Origin of the sequence: Flavobacterium sp. CBA20B-1 (assembly GCF_028473145.1) — a bacterium.
In the GTDB taxonomy this organism is placed as follows: domain Bacteria; phylum Bacteroidota; class Bacteroidia; order Flavobacteriales; family Flavobacteriaceae; genus Flavobacterium.
In genome coordinates this window covers 2,596,282-2,613,407 of sequence record NZ_CP092370.1, presented here as the reverse complement: position 1 = coordinate 2,613,407, position 17,126 = coordinate 2,596,282, and the positions used below count along the sequence as shown (strand labels likewise).

The following is a 17,126-nucleotide window of genomic DNA, read 5'->3' as shown; positions in this document are numbered from 1 at the left end:
CACCAAGTTTTTGGTTAGAAGTTTTTAAAGTAAAGCAATAAAAAAAAGGAAAACTTTCGCTTTCCTCTTTTATCTATTTTCTGATTTCTTACTTAACGTATTCAATTTGGCTTTCTTCCACTTTTTGATTGTCAAAAAAACCTTGTTCGCGCATCCAGTCGTCACTGTAAATTTTACTCATGTAGCGCGATCCGTGATCAGGAAAAATAACCACCACATTGCTGTTTGCGTTAAATTCGCCTTCAGCATCGAACTGACGAACAGCTTGAAAAGCCGCTCCCGAAGTGTATCCTACAAAAATACCTTCGGTTTTAGATATTTCGCGAGCTGTGTGTGCGGCATCTTCATCGGTAACTTTCATAAATTGATCAATTACAGAAAAATCGGTTGCGGTAGGAATTAAATTTTTTCCCATTCCTTCCACTCGATACGGATAAATTTCTTTAGGATCGAATTCATGCGTTTCGTGGAATTTCTTTAAAACCGAACCGTAAGCATCCACGCCCAAAACGCGAATATTGGGGTTTTGTTCCTTTAAAAATTTCGCTGTTCCCGAGATCGTTCCGCCTGTACCCGAACAAGCCACCAAATGAGTGATTTTTCCTGCGGTTTGTTTCCAGATTTCAGGACCTGTAGTTTTATAATGAGCATCGATATTCAACTCGTTGAAATATTGATTGATATAAACCGAACCTGCCGTTTCTTCATGAATGCGTTTTGCTACGCTGTAATACGATCTTGGGTCGTCTGCAGAAACATTTGCCGGGCACACATATACTTTGGCACCCATTGCTTGCAACATATCAATTTTATCTTTTGACGATTTAGACGATACCGCCAAAATACATTCGTATCCTTTAATAATACTGACCATTGCAATGCTGAAACCGGTGTTGCCTGATGTTGTTTCAACAATAATACTGCCCGGTTTTAAAATACCTTTGCGTTCTGCTTCTTCAACAATATGTAAAGCAATACGGTCTTTTGATGAGTGCCCCGGATTAAAAGCTTCAACTTTAGCAAAAAAGTTTCCTTTTAAACCTTGAGATATTTTTTTTAACTTAATAAGCGGTGTATTGCCTATAAAATCTAAAATATGCTCATGCGCCTGGATCTCTTCTTTCATTTTTTTTGTTTTTAGCGATTTTTATCATCGCCATTTCACCGTGCAAAAGTACTATTTTTTTATTTAATGTTGAAAATCAAAAGGCATAATGTAAAAACTTTCGTTAATTCAATGCTTTACTTGTGGTTTTCTGCCACATAAAAAAATAACAAAAGTTCTATATTTGGGAACTTATTGTATATTCGTATAAGATTTAAGATCAATGGAAAGAATTTTTGCGAAAAGTACACTGCCAGATTTTTGGGAAAAACATTCAGATTCAGAACAGTATTTAAAAACATGGTATGACACTGTAAAAAATTCTGTCTGGAACAATCCAAATGAAGTGAAACAAACGTATGTGAATGCAAGTATTCTAAAAAACAACAGAATTGTATTTAACATTAAAGGAAATAGTTACCGATTGATTGCTAAATTTAATTTTGAAAAACAATGGGTTTTCATTCGTTTTATTGGAACACATACAGAATATGATAAAATTGATGCAAACACCATTTAAAAGATTTAAACTATGAATATAAAACCTATAAAAACAAAAGCAGATTATATAGAAGCATTGTCAAGATTAGAAGTTCTTTTTGATGCAAAAGCCGGCACACTAGAAAGTGACGAGGCAGATATTCTTGCTGTATTGATAGATGAATATGAAAAGAAAAACTTCCCGATAACAGCTCCCGACCCAATTGAAGCTATAAAAATAAGAATGGAGGAAATGCAGTTGAAACAAACAGATTTGATTGATGTGATAGGCGGAAAAAGTAAAGTGTCTGAAATATTGAACAGAAAAAGAAAACTTACTGTTAAAATGATTCGTAATTTAACTGTAAAACTAAATCTTTCTCCTTCTTTACTGATTGAAGAATATTAATTCTAAAATAATAAATAAACCCTTTCAGATTTTAAAATTCGAAAGGGTTTTTCTATAAATTGAAATGAATGTTACTTTTTAATTCCCTCCAAATCTAACAAAAAGGCAAATTCTTTAGCCACTTCTTTTAAAGCTTCAAAACCACCCGATGCACCGCCGTGACGGGCATCCATATTGGTATCTAAAAACAATAATTTTTTGTTGGTTCGCAGCGTTCGCAGTTGGGCAATCCATTTTGCAGATTTCCAATATTGCACTTGTGAATCGTGAAAACCTGTGGAAAGTTCCCTCTTTTTTTATACGGTTGCATTTAAAACTTGAATCCGCCAAATAAAAAAACGAGCCATTTAAAAAATGACTCGTTAAGGGTGAAAGACGGGTCTCGAACCCGCGACCTTTGGAACCACAATCCAACGCTCTAACCAACTGAGCTACAATCACCGTGTAGGAGTTTTATTTTAAAAGTCAACTCTGAACTTTTTGGGTGAAAGACGGGTCTCGAACCCGCGACCTTTGGAACCACAATCCAACGCTCTAACCAACTGAGCTACAATCACCGTATTTATTTTACGACTGCAAATATACAGATATTTCAATGCTTCGCAAACATTTTTTTGTTTTTTTATTTCAAATCTGTTAAGGCGTTGACAGCCACATATCTCTCTACTGTAAAGCCTTCTGCGTAATCAACAAAAACCAATCTTCCCAAGTCTTTTGCGCGGTATTCGATACTTTCTGTAAAGTTTTTTGTAGCAATAGGCGAAAGCGGTTCTTTAGAATCGGGATCATAAAATTGCGTACTATATGCCATTACTGCATCTATTTTGTGTTGCATAAATTGGGAAATATCTACTACAAAATCGGGTTCAATATTTTTCCATTGTATGTAGTGGTACACCAATTTTGGTCGCCATTCGGTTTGAATAACTCCGTTCAATGAAGTTTCAATGCGTCTTAATCCCGATAAAAAACAGGCATCTGAAACCAATTTACTTCCTTTTCCGTGGTCAATATGGCGGTCATCAATTGCATTGCAAATCACAATTTCGGGTTGGTATTGACGTATTTTTTTTATGATTTCTAATTGATGTGCCTCATCGTTTATAAAAAAGCCATCTTTAAACTTTAGATTTTCGCGAAATGTTACTCCTAAAATAGTTGATGCTTTTGCCGCTTCTTTTGCTCTGATTTCCGCCGAGCCACGCGTGCCTAATTCCCCTTGGGTTAGATCAATAATACCTACTTTTTTCCCTAAGGATACTTCTTTTGCAATGGTTCCACCGCAACCCAATTCCACATCATCAGGATGTGCACCAAAAGCCAATATATCTAATTTCATTTTTTTTCTTACTGTAAAATTATAAAACCTATCTACAAAACACTTTTTATGGTTTTGCTTTTATTTACCGTTTCTTCATACTCGTTCTTGGGTATGCTGTCTTTATTGATACCGCCACCCAAAAATAAATATGCTTGGTTATTATCTATTTTCATGCATCGCAAATTTACAAAGAGATCGCTCTTTGTGGAATAATCTAGATTATTAAATTTCCATTCACCTAAATATCCACCATAGAATTCTCGGTTATAACCTTCGTTTTCGATGATAAATTTTTTTGCTTCTTTTTTGGGAAACCCACACAGTGCCGGAGTTGGATGCAATGCTTCTACTGCTTTATACGCATCTTGAGTATTTTTCAAGACCGCTGTGATATCGGTTTTAATATGTACCAATGAACCAGCTTGGTAAGAGTACGGTGTGGTGGCCTGCAAATTATCACTTAACGGTTTTAAAGCATTCATTATAAAATCGGTGACAACTTGCTGTTCGTTTTGTTCTTTTTTTCCCCAAATAATGTTTTTTAAATCGGCATTTGGCTGGTTAATAGTACCTGCCAGCGAAACTGTTTGTACTACATTGTTGTTGATTTTTACCAATTGCTCGGGTGTTGCTCCCATCCACATGCCCACATTGGGGTGGTAAAACCAATATACAAAAGCTGTGGGATATTTTTTTATAAGTCTTTGAAAATAAATCGGATATTTATCTTGTTCAATTGTAACGGTTTCTTTTCGCGAAAGAACCACTTTTTCCATTAAGCCATCGTGAATAGCTTGAATGCCTTTGTTTACCAAAAGTAGATGTTTTTCTTTTTCAACGCTATTGGTTTGCGCAGGGATATCTTGTGAAAATTCCACAGAAAAATCGATAAATTCATGAGTGATATCGCAATCTTCCGGATAAAAAACTATTTTTTCATTTTCATGAAAAGGTGCAAATACAAAACAGCTTTTTGTGAGTTCGGTTGTGGTGTTTAGGACTTTATTTTTTTGAAACCAGCCAACTATCTGTGAAGTATTTGGTTTTCGGTACAGCACAAAAGGGGTGCTTGCGGCAAGTGCTTTTTGAAACAAATCATTCATATTACATATAGGTTTTTATTGATTGATACAGATGCAATTGGAGTTATCAACAAAAAACCAGCTTATTAGCTGGCTTTCGTTATAAAATACTTCCTATGAAATTATCGTTTTCCATGGTGCGCCAAACTTCTACATTGCTTATGAATTTGTCTTTGTAGGGTAAGCTGCGGCAATTTAATTGTATTTTAGATACTTTGTTTATATCTACCAAAAAATGATTGTCTTCCCAAAAATAGCAAAACAAAGGCGGCTGATTTCTGTGGATGGATGTGAACTTACCAAACACTTTGACGCGTTTTTTAACTTCTTGCTTCTTTAAAACTTCGAATCCCGATTTTTCAAAATAGGTACGAATCACAATTAAAGGGTTTTCGGTTTGGTTATTTACTTTTTTATACGATTGCAAGTAAAAATCGGTCATTAACTTTTCGTTCACGTATTTGCTTGCTATGTCAAATTCAAAAACAAACAACTGTTCTTTATCAATTAAATCGCGTTTGTCAAAATCTTTTGCAAGCAATAAAATTTCGTTCACACCATTATAAAAATTATAGGAAACCAATAATTCATAATAGTTGATTTTTTTACCTTCTTTATAGTAAAACCTAGGTGAAACCTGGTTAATAGTACCTGTTATTGTCATTAAATAATGTTCAAATGTATTTTTAGAATAATGTTTCAAAGATAGTTAATCTTGGCTTTACATGCGCTACATTTCATCAACTTTTATAGTTTGCCCTGCTGTGTGAGCTGTGTGTTCGGGTGCATACATGCTTTGAATGGTTGAAATACCGCTGGTGAAATTTCCTTGGTTGTTCAATCGCACGTCATAATCAATCACATATTTGCCTTTTCTTAAATAATCAATGAAGAAATGCGAGGCAGCATCGCGTGTGGATTGGTAAAAGCGCAAATTGTTTTCATATTTGTAGCCCGAAAGTACATCGATCGGTTCAAAAGTTGCTGCCCGTACATCTTTAATATGTACAAATTCCATGTCTTTTTCGGCAGTAATTTCTAATCGAATAATTACTTTTTGGCCTAAATGTAGTTTGGTTTCGCTTGAAATTTCCAGTAATTTGTTGTCCAAATTTTCTATATAAAATTTTCTAGAAATTTTTAAAATTCCGTTGTTTGCTTCTTTCACGGCGCTCAAATCTTCAAAATATTGCCAATAGATGCCTCCAAAAACTGGTTTTTCGCTTTTGTTTTTGATGGATACAGCTCCAAAATCATTCGTTATTTCCTCGGCTTTCCATTGATAATTTTGGTAGCTCAACAAATCATCCGACTGATTTGTAGCGGTTTCGTTGGTTTTTATGGTTTGATTTCCTAAAGTGACAATTGCTTTGTCTGTTTTTGCTGCTTCATTTGAATTTGATAACAACAAGGCATAAATGGCAGCTGTGGTTGCTTTGGTGGTGCCCCAATCTTTGTTTAATTTTTGACTGAGCAACCACGCATTTAACTTTTGAATAGCTGTTTCGTTTTGTTCAATCTCTTTAAAAGCCTCTATGATAAGTGCCTGAACTTCGGCTACGTTGTAATAGTAATAATTTTTACTGCTGTTTTCTTTCCAATACATGCCATAGGTTTCATCGATCACCGCACTTTCGTTTAGTTGATTTAAAATTTCTTTAGCCCAAGTTGTATCGCCTGTTCTGTGAGCAATTAAGGCTATTTTTGCTTTGTTTTGAAGCGATTCATGCACCCAATTTTTCTTTAGATTGTTAAGGTTTTGATCTAATTGTTTGGATACATCGGCAGGTATTGGAAAATCTTTTGCATAATAACTTTTCACAAAAGCATAATCAATTGCAGTTTGGTTTGATAATTCTTTGTAATTTTTAAGTTGATCTTGCATTTTCACATCGATAAATCGCTGGGCTTTGTTCACGATATTTTTCACATCAGTGGCAAGAAAATGTTTTACACCCAATTTATCTAATTGTGCTGTTGTAATCAAGATATGTTGGGTAATGTAATCATTTTCAGATCCACCCGAAAACCATCCAAAACCACCCGAAGGATTTTGACGCTCGCCTAAGGTTTTTACAATTTCGGTGGCTTCTTTTTCCAATCGATTGGTATCAAAATAGGCTGCCCATTGCGCTTTTTTCTCATCGTTTGAAATCAAATCTTTCATCCACGGAGTTTCTTGAAGCAATACGTTTTTCAAATCTTCATTTTCTTCCAATTTCGATGTAGGATTTTTCCTCCATTCCGCAATCAATTGAACCATCGATTCGTTTTCGTTTAAAACTTTTGTGGCTAAAACATCTGCAAAGTATTTCGCAAAAATTTGCTCGTTGCAATTGTGTTGATAATCAAACAAATAAGGCAATGACTGCATGGCTAACCAAGTAGCATTATGCGAAACTTCCACTACAAATTGATGATTTTTTAAGGTCTTTGAATCATTTCCTAGCAAATTATACAGTTTATAGTCTTTATTTTGCATGCCCAATTGCCAAATAGGTGCAGTTTCGGTAATCAATGTGCGGTTGCTTAATACCGGGATAACGCTTTCTTCTCCATCGGTAAAATTTCCCGCTTTTACAGATATACGGTATTGCAAACCTTCTATTTCTTTAGGAATTTCAACCGACCAACTTACCGTATTGGCACTTAGTCCGTTGATGGTTGCGGGAACCAATTGATCGGTTTTAATGATTTTATTCGTTAAATCTTCACCCGTAATGGTGTTGAACAAACGCAAATAAGCAGTTGCTTGTAAGGGTAAACTGGTGGTGTTGCTTACACGAGCTTTTAGAACAACCACATCGGTTTCACGTACAAAACGCAGCATATTAGGTTGTACCATTACATCTTTTTGAGTGCGAGTAAGCAGTTCTGTATAAATTGTTTCTGCTTTTTTGTTGTGTGCCACACCTCTAAATTTCCATTCGGTTAAAGCTTCTGGAGCTTTGAAGGTAATTTCTAAACTGCCGTTTTTATCGGTTTTTAAATGAGGATAGAAAAAGGCCGTTTCGCTTAAATTTTTGCGCAAAGGAACTTCTAAGTGAGCTGCAGCTTCTTGTGCTTTTTTGGTGGTTATGACAATTACACCATTTGCACCCCGATTGCCGTAAATAGCCGTTGCTCCCGCATCTTTTAGAACAGTTACGTCATAAATATCGCTTTGCATTAAACTTAATTGTTCACTACTTACAGGAACGCCGTCTAAAATAACCAAAGGTTTGTTGGAATTATCGTTAACAGAGCCAATGCCGCGGAGTGTTATTTTATCTGTTGCTCCTGGTTGTCCTGTACCAGTAGAAATATTTAAACCGGGGACTTGTCCTTGCAATGTTTGTATGAAACTAGCATTTGGACGACCTTCAACTGTTTTTGATGTGACAGTAAATCTTTCACCACTTCCTGAACCCTTATTACTTTTTAAAGCACCACCAATTAAACTACCCGAATCTTTAAAGTCACCATCAATACTTTCTTCTAAAGAAACATTTATTGAAAGTTCATTATTAGAATAAACTCCTGGAAGATTTTTTAATACTTCTTCCACAAATTTAATTTCTTTTTCTTTTGAATAGGAATCATCAACTTTCAAATGGCTGTAAATTAGGTTTAAACGGTATAATTGATAGATTTGGTTTGAAAAGTCATCAATCACCGCTTGTGTAATTGGTTCGTTGGTTGGTTCCAAATAAACAACTGTAAAATGCTCTTTTAGTTGTAGTCGTGCTTGTTTAAAACCTAAGGCCGTAATGGCTATTGGTTGAGATTTTTCGCCCCACACTCTTCCAAAACCTTCCGCGTTTGTATGGAATTCATTGGCATTTATTATATTGTAAATAAGGGCATTGCTTATGGTTTGCTGGGTAATTGCATGGCGCACTTCGATTTGATAATAACTGCATTTTTCATTAAAATAATCAGTAGGCAACTCTTCTAAATAGTTCGTATCCATCCAATCGCTAAAGCTGTAGCCAAAATAATTGAACTGGTTATTATAGAAAGATTGCGTGTAATAAAAATCGGTTTGCAAGCCATAAAAATTGTTCGTAACCAATCGGTTTGTATTGATTTTACCAAAATTTACAGAAATTGATTTTTCAAAAAGCTTTACATACGTGTCCCAATTTCTACTGTGCAACATATCCAAAGAAGCATCATACATACTGGCTAAAAACTCGCCTTGTAGTGGTTTTTTGCTTTGTTCAGATAGTAATTTTAATTTCCACTGATATTCATTACCCGGAATTAATTTGTTGTTCCAAACTTCCCATTGAGCAACAAAATTTTCGGTTGTTTTTTGTTGTTGTGGAATGATATAACTTTCTTCGCCATTAAACATTAAATGCTCTTTTGCAAAGTACCATTGATAAGCTATTTTGGCGTTTTCGTTACTGTTTGCCAACGGAATTTTCAGTATTTGTGTGCCTTTTGCAATTGGGAATACTTTGGTTTTTAGCTTTGCATCGGTATCAAGAATTTCTACATAAAGTGTGGTATGTTCATAAGCCGTGTGTACTTGCAAAACCAATTCTTTAGCCGATGATGTTTGATGTGTTGTTACCTTAAAAGCTTCGTTGGATGCTAATTTTTCGTTGGCATTTTTTATTTCGATAGTAGTGGTAGTGGTTAAAGGCAACTTCGATTTTTCATCAATGATTTCAAAAACAACTTTATAGGAGCCTGTTTGCCAATTGGTGATATCGTGAATGAATTTTTTATCTTTTTGTGTGGTGTAATTTCCTTGATAAACCAATTCTTCGTTGGTAAATTTCTGATCTGCTTCATTATAGGCTTCATAAGGAAATAGTGCACGAAAGGTTTCTTCATTTATTGAATTCATTTCAGGTACTTGCCACGAACGTTGCATGTAAAAACGATTTGGAGGTAAGGTTTTAAAGATTTTAACGGTTCCGTTTACCGATACATCATCACCGTTTTGAGTGAATGAAGTTATATTCAAATTAATTTTTTCGGTGGTTGCTACATTATTTTTTCCGTAAACGGCAATGCGTGTTGCATAGTTAGCCACAAAAAAGTTCCCACGATTTCCGCGAACTTCGCCTGCGTTGTCGGTGACTTCAAAATGATAATCTACAGAAAATTTTATGTGTTCTTTTTTAATGGTATCGGTTTTCGATTGCGATGGAATAACAAATTTGTAATTAAAAGCACCCGAAGCATCGGTTTGTATGGTATCTTTCTTTACAAAATAATCGCGGTACTCATAGCCCCCTGCATTAATTGATACAATGACCTGCGCATTGGCAACCGAGCCACCCGCCAAACTTTTTGCCCGACCAACCAATTCTATTTCTTCATTAAAATAAATGTTTTTCTTGATTTCATCAACCTGCACATCAAATGTGGGGCGTTTGTATTCTTCTACTTTGAAAGTTAAATATTTACTGTTTAAACTATTATCGTCCCAAAAACGTTCTTCTTCAGTACCTGTATAGTCGTCTAATTCTTCTATATCAATCTCAAAATCGCCGGTCAAAATATTTTTAGGCAATGTAAAAGTTCCACTAAACGAGCCCATATCGTTTGTGGTAACGGTTCTGGTTTCCAGCTCATCGCCATTGTCATCACTTATTATCAATTGAACCGATTTGTTTTTAACCACTTCATTACCACTTTCTTTGGTTTGATACAAAATCCCTTTGAATTGCACCTCTTGCCCTGGGCGATAAATAGATCGATCGGTATAAAACAATGCTTCAACATATTCACGACTTCGATTGGCGTAATGAGAAACATATTGCTTATTCCAATCTTCATAAACCGTTGTTTGATAGGTTTCGTTAGCAAGAAAAACCTGAACATGGAAATCTCTTGTGGTATTTTCAGTTTTTGTAAATAAAACCGTTCCGTTTTCATTGGTTGTGAAACGTTGTGCATTTATGGTCACCGCAGCGTTTGGATACGGTTTACCGGTATTAGGATGCACAAAGTAAAAAAGAACTTCATCATTTTCTTTTTTGGACACATATGTGTGGCTATTAGAAATACTTTTATTAAAAACCATTACGTTGGTAACTTTGAACGTGTTGTATTGCACGTTTTGAGGAATGGTTAAATCGTTTTCATTTTGATAAGCCACTAATAAGTAATTGCCTAACGGGAGTTGTTTACCTAAAATTTCGGTTGATGTACTAAAATATTTTTCGCTTACCGGCAAATCAATAGTCATTGTTGCCACAGGTTGATGCGTGGTAGTAATAACCTTATAAATACTATCGTTTATTTGTTTGGGAAATTTTTTAATATCGTAATAAGCAAGGTGTAGCTTTGGCAGATTTTTATAATTTATGAGATACTTTACAGGTTCGTTTTCATACACCTCATTAAGCAACGAAATAGTAAAAGCAGCTTGTTTTACAGTGTTTTCTAAAGCAACCGCATTCTCTAAAACATCGTTATTGGTTGTTTGATTTCTAATTTCGTTTGTTAACTGTAATGCTTTTTCATAATAATCTTTATGGTCGTTTTTATTCGCTCTGCGAACAAACAATGTTGCTTGTTCTAATTTGAATCGGTTTTTATAGAATTCGGTTTTCAGGTTTTTACCCAAATCATTCATTTGATCGAAGCTTTCAATGTATTGTGCATTCTTTGTAAACCGTAGAAATTTAACTTTATCTAAATTAAAATCGTCGTTTGTTTTGGTGTAGAAATCTTCCAATTGTTGAAAAAGTTCGATGCTTTTTTTAGAAAATAATTCGCGAATATCACTCGATGGTTCTATAATGATTTTTGCTGATTTAAATTGATCCGAGAAATCACTGATTTTCATTACATCATCAAAACGTAAATTATAATAAGCAGTTTCATATTCCGTTATAAAATTTAGCGCAAAAAACTCAAAAACAGTTTGGTTTAAATTCGCTTCGATAAAATCATAATCAATCAAAGGTTTTATTTGATGCACCTTGGTTTCTTTCAACAATTTTTCATTTTGAAACAATAAGTCAATCTGTTCGTTCAACACTTGTTTATAATGTTCTGCAGACCATTTTTCAATGTCATCAGGAAGTATTTCGGTGGTGTTTTTTATGTGTGAATTTTGATAATATCTGTACGAACTATTAAGTTCGTTAGCAATTGTTTTAATATAATACCAGCGATTTATTTCTTTATAAATACCCTTGCTGGTGTTCATTTCTAAGGTAATGTCGTTTAAAATATCTTGAGTGGAAACCTCTGCAAGTTGGGTTTTAAACTTTAAAGTATAAATAAAAGCTTTCGTTTTTTCGGCTTCGTTTTTTTTGCGATGCGTTTTTTTGTAGATATTCTGAACCGTTTCATAGGCAGTTTTGTAACTTCCTTTTTTCTCTAATTCATGAACTTTTTGCCAATATTTAGAAAAATCTTGTGCAAACAAAAACGTGCTGAACAAAAAAGACAGAAGTGTAAAAAAATATTTCATAAATGTGTTGTATAAAAATAGGCTGTTAAAATACGTTTTTTGTAGAAATATTTGTGTAATTCATTTTTTTTTTTTTTTTTTTGGAAAAGTATAATTATTAAAAATTTTTAAAAGATGAAAAAAGTAATGTTATTGTTGATTTTTGGAATTAGTGTCGTTTCTTGTAGTGATGATGCTGACGATAAAATTAGAAATGAAGAAAATGTGATGGTTAGTAATCAATCTAGAAGTTCTAGTGAAATTGAAAACTTAAAGAATGAATATGCTAATCTGTTGTTAACAGATGAGTATATTGATGCATAAACTTCGATGAAATTATTCTTTCAAAAGATTAAAATGGAAGGGTATAATACTATAGAAAATGAAGATGATCTAATTCTATGGATACATAATAACCCTAACGCTATCGAATTCGCTTCTCCTACCGAAGCTATTAATCAATATAATATCGTAAAAGATAAAATGACTCATTTTTATACTATTAATTCATCATTTTTTGTGAAACTTAAAGATTTAGAGCTTTCAGATGTAAAGAAGATTGTTAAAGTGGAAACGGATTTGTTTATAGGTACAATTGAAAATCCTATCCAAACTACAGGTTGTTGGGGTGATTGTATAGATGCTGCAAATCAATGTAGTAAAGAAGCGCAACAAGTATACGAAGAGAAATTAGCTTATGCAATATTAGTAGGAAGTACTAGTATGTTTGCACCTGCTGCAGTTGGCATGGCTGCTAATGCTTATTTTGAAAGAGTTCTTGCAGATAAGGTTTGTGCACAAGGATTGAAAGATTGTGTTGATGCGTGTGATTAAAAATAATTAATATGAAGAAATATTTCTGGTTTATTTTTCTAAGTTTACTATTAAGTTGTAAGAAAGATGATAGTGTTTTAAAGTACAATCAAACAACAAATAGTATTGAGCTTACAGATAAGGATTACGTTATTTTAGCTTTTGATGTGTTAAATACATCAAAAAAAGAAATTGAAAAAAAGGAAGTTTCTATAGAATTCAGAAACGAAAGTAAGGTAAATCTTAATTTAGATAGTATTTTTATTCAAAATCCTAACTTCAATTTTAAAAATAGTGCGTATGAAATGAGAGTTCTTTTACAGAAAGTTAATTTCAAAGATTCATTAGTTAGTGATACAGAAAAATATAAAATAATGACTTTATCATCTACTGAATTAAATAGTGGGCAAACAAGTTTTAAAGAACTTTTAAAATAGTAAAAAAGGCATCGAATTTCTCGATGCCTTTTTTAGTTGCTTCTCATTAAAAAAGCTATATAAATTATTTATTTTTCCGGACGCAATTTATTGCTAAATGTAATTTTATATGGTTTTTCGGTGTTTATATCGCCTTTCATTACATAAATAAACTTGTGTTTTGTTGCTTTATCGGTATTTATATAAATGGTTTTCTGAGTTGCTTTGTCGTAAATACTGGTAATTTCGGTATTCACAATGCGCATGTTTTTTGCTAAACCAGTGCTTTTGTCGGTGAAAACCATTCCTTTATACAACGTACTATTGTTGTTTTTTACCACCATTTCTTCGCCTGTAAATCCTTGTGTAAAGAACAAAATAGAATATTCTTTTGCAGTAGCGTCATACATTTCCAAGAACTTTTGTTGGGTGCTTGCACTCACTGCTCTAAAATCATTTCTTATTTGTTCAGTATAAAAAATGGCTTCTTTTTCCTTTTTAATCAATTCGGGTTTTTCGTTGGTTGTAGCGGTATCGATGTTTTTTTTCTTAGCGGTTTTGCACGATACCATACCCAAAACGCATGTAATAAATATTAATTTGCTGTATTTCATAATAAAATTTTATCGCAAGGTAGCTTGATTCACTATCTTTGCAAGATACAAATTTCAAAGCATAAACCATTCCAAAAACCTATACAAATTATTTTTTAGGCTCTTTAGGAAGGTTTCATCTTTTTAAATCCACAATTTGTGGAACATATTGTAGAATATTATGCACAATTTCGATGTTATTATTATTGGCGGTGGTGCTTCGGGCTTTTTCACGGCAATTAACTTGGCAATGCAAAACCCAGATATACGCATAGCAATTTTAGAAAGAAGCAACGAAGTGCTTTCTAAAGTCAAAATTTCGGGTGGCGGACGTTGCAATGTAACCCATGCGTGTTTTATTCCAAATATGCTAACAAAGTATTACCCGCGTGGCGAGAAAGAGTTAAAAGGTCCTTTTCATACATTTTGCACAGGCGATGTAATGGAATGGTTCAGTGAACGCGGTGTGTTGCTAAAAATAGAGGAAGATGGAAGGGTTTTTCCAGAATCGGATAATTCTCAAACCATTATCGATTGCTTTTTGAACGAAGCCGAAAACCTCCATATAAAAGTTATCAAACAAACCATTGTACAGCAACTTTCTAAGGAGGAAAATCTTTGGAAGATTGAAACATCTAAAGATACTTATCGGGCAAAACAAGTGGTTATGGCAACGGGCAGCAACGTTAAAATTTGGGATTTGCTTAAAACGGTAAATCATACAATTGTAAATCCGGTTCCTTCGTTATTTACTTTCAATATTAAAGACGATCGCATTAAAGATTTAATGGGTGTTTCAACCGAAATGGTTTCCATAAAAGTAAAAGATGCTCCATTAAAAGCAAGCGGTCCTTTGCTTATTACCCATTGGGGAATGAGTGGTCCTGCAATTTTAAGGCTTTCGGCTTGGGGTGCACGCGAATTGTTCCAGAAAAACTATCAGTTTCAACTAATCGTTAATTTCACCAATGATTTAGTTTTCGATGAGGTTTTAGATGAATTAATGCAATTGAAAAAAAGTAATCCTAAAAAAACAATTTACAAGCATGCGCATTATGGTTTAACCATGCGTTTGTGGCATCAATTGGTTCTGGCATCAGGCATTACAGAAGCAATGATTTGGGCAGATGTACCTAAAAAACAGTTGGTAAAATTAGCAGAACAACTCACCCAAGCCACATTTAATGTAAACGGAAAAAGCACGTTTAAAGACGAATTTGTTACGGCCGGCGGAATTGACCTCAAAGAAGTAAACTTTAAAACAATGGAAAGTAAATTGCAAGATAATTTGTATTTTACAGGCGAAATTTTAAATATTGATGCCATCACTGGCGGTTTTAATTTTCAAAATGCCTGGACAACAGGTTTTTTGGCAGCGAATGCTATTGCAGCAAAATATTAAAAAAATTATTTGAAATAGAGTTACTGTGATGCCAGCTCAATTTTACCAAAAGCTAAAAAAAATTAAATAGATATAATGACAACTTTAGATACCTTCAAAACTACAAACTACACAAAACCAACCACCAAAGGTTCGTTTACTTTTTCAGCACCCAGCAATATTGCTTTGGTAAAATATTGGGGCAAAAAAGAACATCAAATTCCTGCAAATCCGTCGTTGAGTTTCACCTTGAACAACTGCAAAACAGTCACCACATTGCAATACGAACCCAAAACAGAGAAAAACATTTCTTTTGATTTGCTATTTGAAGGTCAACCTAAAGAATCATTCCGACCAAAAATTCAAAAATATTTCGAACGCATTCAGGATTTGTGTCCGTATATTTTAGATTATCATTTTACGATTGATACCAAAAATACGTTTCCGCACAGTTCTGGTATTGCATCATCGGCATCGGGAATGGCGGCATTGTCGGCAAATATCATCGCGTTGGAAAAGTTGATACATCCCAACCAAACCGAAGCATATTATTTGCAAAAAGCATCCTTATTGGCTCGTTTAGGATCGGGAAGTGCCTGTAGAAGCATTAAAGGAAACATTGTAGTTTGGGGCAAAACAGAAAGTATTGAAAACAGTTCAGATTTGTTCGGAGTTGATTTTCCGTATGAAATAAATGCGGTTTTCCAGCATTATCAAGATACGATTTTATTGGTTGATAAAGGCGAAAAGCAGGTTTCAAGCACCGTTGGTCATGAATTAATGCACAATCACCCGTTTGCAGCACGCCGTTTTCAACAAGCTCATGAACATATTGCAAAGCTGAAAGACATTTTAAAATCGGGCAATTTAACCGAATTTATTGCATTAGTAGAAAGCGAAGCCTTAACGTTGCATGCCATGATGATGACCTCGATGCCTTATTTTATTTTGATGAAACCAAACACCTTGGAAATCATCAATCAACTCTGGAAATTCAGAGAAACAACCTATGTTCCGGTTTGTTTTACGTTAGATGCCGGTGCAAACGTACATGTGTTGTACCCGAATGATTATAAAGAAGAAGTTCAGAAATTTATTGCAAATGAATTAGCGAAATACTGCCAAAACAATCAATTTATACATGATGAAATGGGCTTTGGGGCGATAGAATTATAATCGGATAATATTCTGCATGGTCACACAGAATCTTGCAGAATATTAAAAGTTTCAGAAATTGATATGCTTCAATCAGTAAAGACGGAGAAAGATATAGTTTTTACGGTTAAATTATTAATCGTGGATTACAAGTTTTAAATGCACTACATCTTTTGTATTTTACTATATTATAATCTACACTATACATAAAATGTAGCGAAAGCCAATTGTAAATATACATCATAACCATCGAACTAAAGTTCGAGGCAATTGATTTAAGAGAACTTCAAACTTTAAAACTTAAACAAATTAACCCTAGATTCACAGTTTAACTCAGATTTTGTACAATATAAAGCAATACAATTTACACTATACAACCATACAATCTACATAACAGACCAATCACCCGCTAACCGCAATAGGGATTGCAGCCTTGTTGGAGCTCTTTGTTTTTTGCAAAAAAAACAAAAGCGACGGCGGAAAGCCCGACCTGAAACGTTAGTGGAAGGGATTGCCCTAATAAGTATGATTAATATCTATATTTATGATTATTGTTAGCTTGTATGTTTTGGTTATTCTATGGTTAGGGTGTCTTCCAAGAATTTTGAGGAAAGTAAATAGGTTTCGTTGATTATTTTATCTGTTTCGAATAGGGCGTAAAATGTTACTTCGCTGTTTTTATCTATGATGAGGGTTGATGAGTTGATGTCGCCGTATTCTTTTATTTTGAATTGTACGAAGCCTGTGACTATTGTGTTTTTAGTGTTTTGTACGGTTGCTTGTATGTAGTTTAGGTATTTGCCTTGTGGAGTGGGTTCTTGCGAGATGTAGCTAATAGTTGCTTGGGTTACTTGGGTTGTTCCGTTGTCGGCACGAGCGTTGTTGTCATCGTTTTGTGTGCACGACAAGAAAAGGATGGAAATGAATACTATTATTATATTTCGCATGTGTTGATAGTATGTTTTA

The 17,126-nt window shown here is 34.1% G+C and carries 14 protein-coding genes, 2 tRNA genes and 1 pseudogene; 7 read left to right on the top strand and 10 right to left on the bottom strand.

Annotated features, from left to right (window positions below; translation table 11 throughout):
• Positions 1 to 88: 88 nt before the first annotated feature.
• Complete coding sequence (locus MG290_RS12765) at positions 89 to 1,126, bottom strand: PLP-dependent cysteine synthase family protein (protein WP_264561636.1); 1,038 nt, start codon at positions 1,124 to 1,126, stop codon at positions 89 to 91.
• A 202-nt stretch (positions 1,127 to 1,328) separates the two neighbouring features.
• Here MG290_RS12765 and MG290_RS12760 point away from each other — a divergent pair, with 202 nt between their 5' ends.
• A complete protein-coding gene (locus tag MG290_RS12760; RefSeq protein WP_264561635.1) occupies positions 1,329 to 1,625 on the top strand; it encodes a type II toxin-antitoxin system HigB family toxin in 297 nt (98 codons plus the stop codon).
• Between the two features lie 12 nt (positions 1,626 to 1,637).
• Positions 1,638 to 1,994 carry a helix-turn-helix domain-containing protein gene (locus tag MG290_RS12755; protein WP_264561634.1) on the top strand — a complete coding sequence of 119 codons (357 nt, stop codon included), beginning with the start codon at positions 1,638 to 1,640 and terminating at the stop codon, positions 1,992 to 1,994.
• A gap of 71 nt (positions 1,995 to 2,065) precedes the next feature.
• On the opposite strand, the pseudogene MG290_RS12750 reads toward MG290_RS12755, so the two are convergent.
• From MG290_RS12750 to MG290_RS12720, 7 genes and pseudogenes are all read right to left on the bottom strand, one after another.
• Positions 2,066 to 2,278: pseudogene (locus tag MG290_RS12750) on the bottom strand (prolyl oligopeptidase family serine peptidase); the annotation flags it as partial.
• An 82-nt stretch (positions 2,279 to 2,360) separates the two neighbouring features.
• A tRNA-His gene (locus MG290_RS12745) sits at positions 2,361 to 2,436 on the bottom strand.
• A 40-nt stretch (positions 2,437 to 2,476) separates the two neighbouring features.
• A tRNA-His gene (locus MG290_RS12740) sits at positions 2,477 to 2,552 on the bottom strand.
• A gap of 64 nt (positions 2,553 to 2,616) precedes the next feature.
• Positions 2,617 to 3,333 (bottom strand): bacillithiol biosynthesis deacetylase BshB1, encoded by a 717-nt coding sequence (gene bshB1 / locus MG290_RS12735; RefSeq protein WP_264561633.1) that lies wholly within the window; start codon positions 3,331 to 3,333, stop codon positions 2,617 to 2,619.
• 32 nt (positions 3,334 to 3,365) lie between these two features.
• Positions 3,366 to 4,418, bottom strand: coding sequence for a chorismate-binding protein (locus MG290_RS12730; protein WP_264561632.1), 1,053 nt, complete (start codon positions 4,416 to 4,418; stop codon positions 3,366 to 3,368).
• Positions 4,419 to 4,497: 79 nt separating this feature from the next.
• The gene (locus MG290_RS12725; protein ID WP_264561631.1) at positions 4,498 to 5,061 is read right to left on the bottom strand and encodes a hypothetical protein; all 564 of its coding nucleotides are present in this window, start codon (positions 5,059 to 5,061) and stop codon (positions 4,498 to 4,500) included.
• Between the two features lie 66 nt (positions 5,062 to 5,127).
• Positions 5,128 to 11,823, bottom strand: coding sequence for an MG2 domain-containing protein (locus MG290_RS12720; RefSeq protein ID WP_264561630.1), 6,696 nt, complete (start codon positions 11,821 to 11,823; stop codon positions 5,128 to 5,130).
• A 114-nt stretch (positions 11,824 to 11,937) separates the two neighbouring features.
• On the opposite strand from MG290_RS12720, the gene MG290_RS12715 reads away from it, so the two are divergent.
• The 3 genes from MG290_RS12715 to MG290_RS12705 are packed head-to-tail and all read left to right on the top strand — an operon-like array spanning position 11,938 to position 13,052.
• Positions 11,938 to 12,126 carry a hypothetical protein gene (locus MG290_RS12715; protein ID WP_264561629.1) on the top strand — a complete coding sequence of 63 codons (189 nt, stop codon included), beginning with the start codon at positions 11,938 to 11,940 and terminating at the stop codon, positions 12,124 to 12,126.
• A gap of 33 nt (positions 12,127 to 12,159) precedes the next feature.
• Positions 12,160 to 12,636, top strand: coding sequence for a hypothetical protein (locus tag MG290_RS12710; protein ID WP_264561628.1), 477 nt, complete (start codon positions 12,160 to 12,162; stop codon positions 12,634 to 12,636).
• Positions 12,637 to 12,647: 11 nt separating this feature from the next.
• On the top strand, positions 12,648 to 13,052 hold the full coding sequence (locus MG290_RS12705; RefSeq protein WP_264561627.1) for a hypothetical protein: 405 nt from the start codon (positions 12,648 to 12,650) through the stop codon (positions 13,050 to 13,052).
• Positions 13,053 to 13,120: 68 nt separating this feature from the next.
• Here the strand turns inward: MG290_RS12705 and MG290_RS12700 are convergent, their stop codons facing one another.
• Positions 13,121 to 13,645: a hypothetical protein gene (locus MG290_RS12700; protein WP_264561626.1), complete on the bottom strand. Its 525-nt coding sequence runs from the start codon at positions 13,643 to 13,645 to the stop codon at positions 13,121 to 13,123.
• Positions 13,646 to 13,805: 160 nt separating this feature from the next.
• Between MG290_RS12700 and MG290_RS12695 the strand changes: the two genes are divergently transcribed.
• Entirely contained in the window at positions 13,806 to 15,026 is a 1,221-nt protein-coding gene (locus MG290_RS12695; RefSeq protein ID WP_264561625.1) for an NAD(P)/FAD-dependent oxidoreductase, read from the top strand.
• A gap of 75 nt (positions 15,027 to 15,101) precedes the next feature.
• Entirely contained in the window at positions 15,102 to 16,181 is a 1,080-nt protein-coding gene (locus MG290_RS12690; protein WP_264561624.1) for a diphosphomevalonate/mevalonate 3,5-bisphosphate decarboxylase family protein, read from the top strand.
• Between the two features lie 551 nt (positions 16,182 to 16,732).
• On the opposite strand, the gene MG290_RS12685 is transcribed toward MG290_RS12690, so the two are convergent.
• On the bottom strand, positions 16,733 to 17,107 hold the full coding sequence (locus MG290_RS12685; protein ID WP_264561623.1) for a hypothetical protein: 375 nt from the start codon (positions 17,105 to 17,107) through the stop codon (positions 16,733 to 16,735).
• Positions 17,108 to 17,126 lie beyond the last annotated feature (19 nt).